The 3,316-nt window shown below is 57.1% G+C and carries 2 protein-coding genes; both read left to right on the forward strand.

The genetic code is table 11. The annotated features are described in order from the left end of the window. Positions 1–1,142, forward strand: a 1,142-nt coding sequence (locus C7C56_RS10240) for a DUF2345 domain-containing protein (RefSeq protein WP_146204394.1), incomplete at its 5' end; no start/stop codon positions are given. A gap of 39 nt (positions 1,143–1,181) precedes the next feature. Beyond that, a partial coding sequence (locus C7C56_RS10245) for a T6SS effector phospholipase Tle3 domain-containing protein (RefSeq protein WP_146204395.1) occupies positions 1,182–3,316 on the forward strand: 2,135 nt, incomplete at its 3' end.

Consider the following 3,316-nt stretch of genomic DNA (forward strand, 5'->3'; position numbering starts at 1 on the left):
CTCCCACCTTCAGCCGCGCCAGCGTGCTTCCGGGCGACAAACATCTGTCGGGAATAAAGAGCAAGGAGGCCAAGGCGTTCCGCTACAACCAGCTGCGCTTGGACGACACGCCCGGGCAGATCAGCGCGCAGTTGGAAAGCGAGCACGGCCACAGCCAGCTCAACCTTGGCTACCTGACGCATCCGCGGCGCAACGGCTGGGCAGACCCGCGCGGCGAAGGCTTTGAACTAGCATCCAACGACAGCGGCGCCATTCGCACCGCAAAGTCGCTACTGATCTCCGCGTGGAAACGGCTTGATGCAAGCGGCGACCAGCTCAGCAGCGAAGAGCATGTAGCCTTGATGCAGGATTGCCTGGACCTGTTTAAATCGCTCGGCCAGTACGCCGCCGAGCACAAGGCGCAGCCGATCGATCCCGTTCCGCAGGCCGAACTGAAGGACGATGTGAGCGCGGCCGCCATTGGAAGCAACACGGCGCCCGAAGGACAAGGCGGCAAACCGACCTTAAGCGTTACCGCGCCGGCCGGCCTCGCCTTTACCACGCCCAAAACCTTGGTCAGCTACGCCGGGGTGAACATCGACACGGTAGCCATGCAGCACATGCAGTTGACCAGCGGCGAGCGGTTCACTCTCAATGCCGGCAAAGGGATCTCGCTCTTCTCGCACATGGACGGGATTTCGCAGATCGCCCACAACGGCAAATTCCTGATGCAAAGCCAGCATGACGATATGCAGATCGATTCGGCCAAGGACGTCAAGGTTACTGCCGGGCGCAGACTGATCATCATGGCTGAAGACGAAGTCACGTTGATGGTGAGTGGCGGCGCGTACCTGCGGCTCAAGGGCGGGGACGTGGAAGTCGGCGGCCCCGGGCCGATGACCATCAAGACCGACGGGCACCATTGGAATGGCCCCGCCAGCGCCAGCACCGAATTGCCGTCGTTCGGCGCCGGCGACTTTGGGCGCGTTCCGCAACTGGTGCGCGCCACCGATGGCAAGCCAGTCGAAGGCGTGAATCTGTATGTCGAGCGAGACGGCGACAGCCCGCTGAGTGGAGTCAGCGACAGCGACGGCAAGGGCGAAAAGATTGTTTCCGACCGACTGCAAAAGATCAGGGCGATCTTCTACCGCCCGCCCAAGTGATGCACTTCCATCCGACCAGCCAAACCGAGTGAGAAAACAATGCTAAACATTAACGCTGGCGCACCGCCACCGCCCTGTGACGGCGGCGCCAATCCATTTAGCGATCCGAGCAACACGATTCTGGGCGTCGGTTCGGCGCTTGTTTGCGTAGATCCCGAGAGGGCTCTCGAGGTGGTGCAGCAGATGCCGCTACCCGGAATTGTAATCTTCGTCCACGGCGTAAATTCGGACGGCGAGTGGTACACCGCTTGTGAAGAGGGGCTGTGCAGTGGTTTAAACGACCGCCTCAAGCGCCGGGATGAGCATAAGAAACACCCAACGCCCGAGGGTGGACAGTTGAGGCCGGCGCGGTATCTTCCTGAATTGACCGAAGACGGTTTCATTAATCCAGAAATGGACGCTCAAACATTCATAAAATCAGAGCCGAATTTTTCCCCAGTGATCCAATTCCGTTGGGGCTACAAAGCCAGTGGCGATGAACTGAAAAAATATGGCGCGGGACTCTATCTCAATGAGCACAATTACTGGGGTGGCGGTCCGTTTGCCAATGGATGCACGTCTCTGCCAGACCTGTGGGGCGCGGGACTACTGGACAACCTGTTTCTCTGGCTACACGTCCAACACTTAAATCCCGTAAACGACCGAAGTGTGTATGCCTGCCCACCACGTCCATATTACGTCCTGGCCGCGCTGCGGCTTGCCAAGCTTGTTGAATCGGTGAGAAAGAAGCAAGCTGACGCCCCCATCACGATTGTCTGTCACAGCCAAGGCAACATGATCGGCATGGCGGCCGCCTTTCTCGGGGACCGGATGGCTGCGGTGACCGATTCAAAGGGGCAAACGGGGCGGTGCGTAGCCGACAACTATGTTCTATGCAATCCGCCCTACAGCCTTGTGAAGAAGAACTTCACACAGGGATGGGCCGAGCGGCACATGGAAGATGCCCAGGGCAACGGTGGGCGCCAGACCTCGGAGGCCCGCAACAAAACCCTGGCCGCGTTCTTCGACATCGTTCGCAAGCAGGCGCCGATGGAACAGAGTCCCGAATACATCGACACGATGATGAAAAATGAAGCGCATGGTTTCGATGCCAAGTCCGATCGAAAAAGGCATGGCTATGGCACCACACCCTCCACCTATGGCCGCGTGACACTGTACTTCAACCCACATGACCACGTCATTTCCGCGAGCACTGTGCAGGGGATTGGCTGGCGCGGCATGAGTCAGGATGAAATTGATGCCACCAATGCCAAGGGCGTGTTTTCGCAACGGGTGTTCGCACAGGATTTCATGGTGGGCAAGCAGGGCCAATACGACTTCTGGACAAATCACCACGGCGGAAAGCTCAAGCCCGGCAGCCAGGGGTTCTGGTTTCCCGAGTCGCAGAAAGCGCAATATTCGATAGGTAAGGGGCTAGATACGAACGATCGCATTATCGGCAAAGTGATGACCTTTTTGACCGCCCCTGTTGCCATTGTCACTATGCATTTGGCTAGTATTCGCATAAATGCCCTGCCACCCAACGATTGGAAAACGCCGCTTACGGCGCCTGATTTGCCAGAAGAATTTGTGCCGGAAGCCCTACGCTTTGGCAAATCGAGCAAAAATTTTGATCAGGGTAACGATGCGCCGGGCGAGTCGCGGGACAAGGACAGAGAGCGAAAAGTCGACGATCCCTATTTTGGCGATAACGCGGTTGTCAGCGGCGGCACAGAGGCGGCCAGAAATAAGGGGAACGATGCTGCGGAAGGCGACAAGAATAGCGAGGCCGCCTTGAGGTATGAACACCATGCCTTTCTGCGCCTGCAGGCCAAGCGCGATGGGCGCTATGCGCCTGACGCAAAGGTAACCGAGGAAGACGATCCGAGCAAAGCCAGCTATAAATACAAATCATGGCGCAACGATAAAATCAAGGAAAACCTTGCCGCTAATGTGACCGCACACGCCACCGACCATTCGACCATCATGACAAATGGTATGCATGCGCAGAAAGCGCTTGCATACGACATTGCCGTGGGTAGATGCCATATTAATGAGGAGGACATGCAAACACTACGAAAAGCCGCAGACTGGCGTTTCCTAAAGGAACTTAACGAGGCCGATCCCCACCTTCTTTTTGACGAGTATTTCAGAAACGGTCGCTATAAGAAGAAGTCTGTTACTGAGTGGACATT

The organism is Massilia glaciei (genome assembly GCF_003011895.2).
Lineage (GTDB): Bacteria > Pseudomonadota > Gammaproteobacteria > Burkholderiales > Burkholderiaceae_D > Telluria_A > Telluria_A glaciei.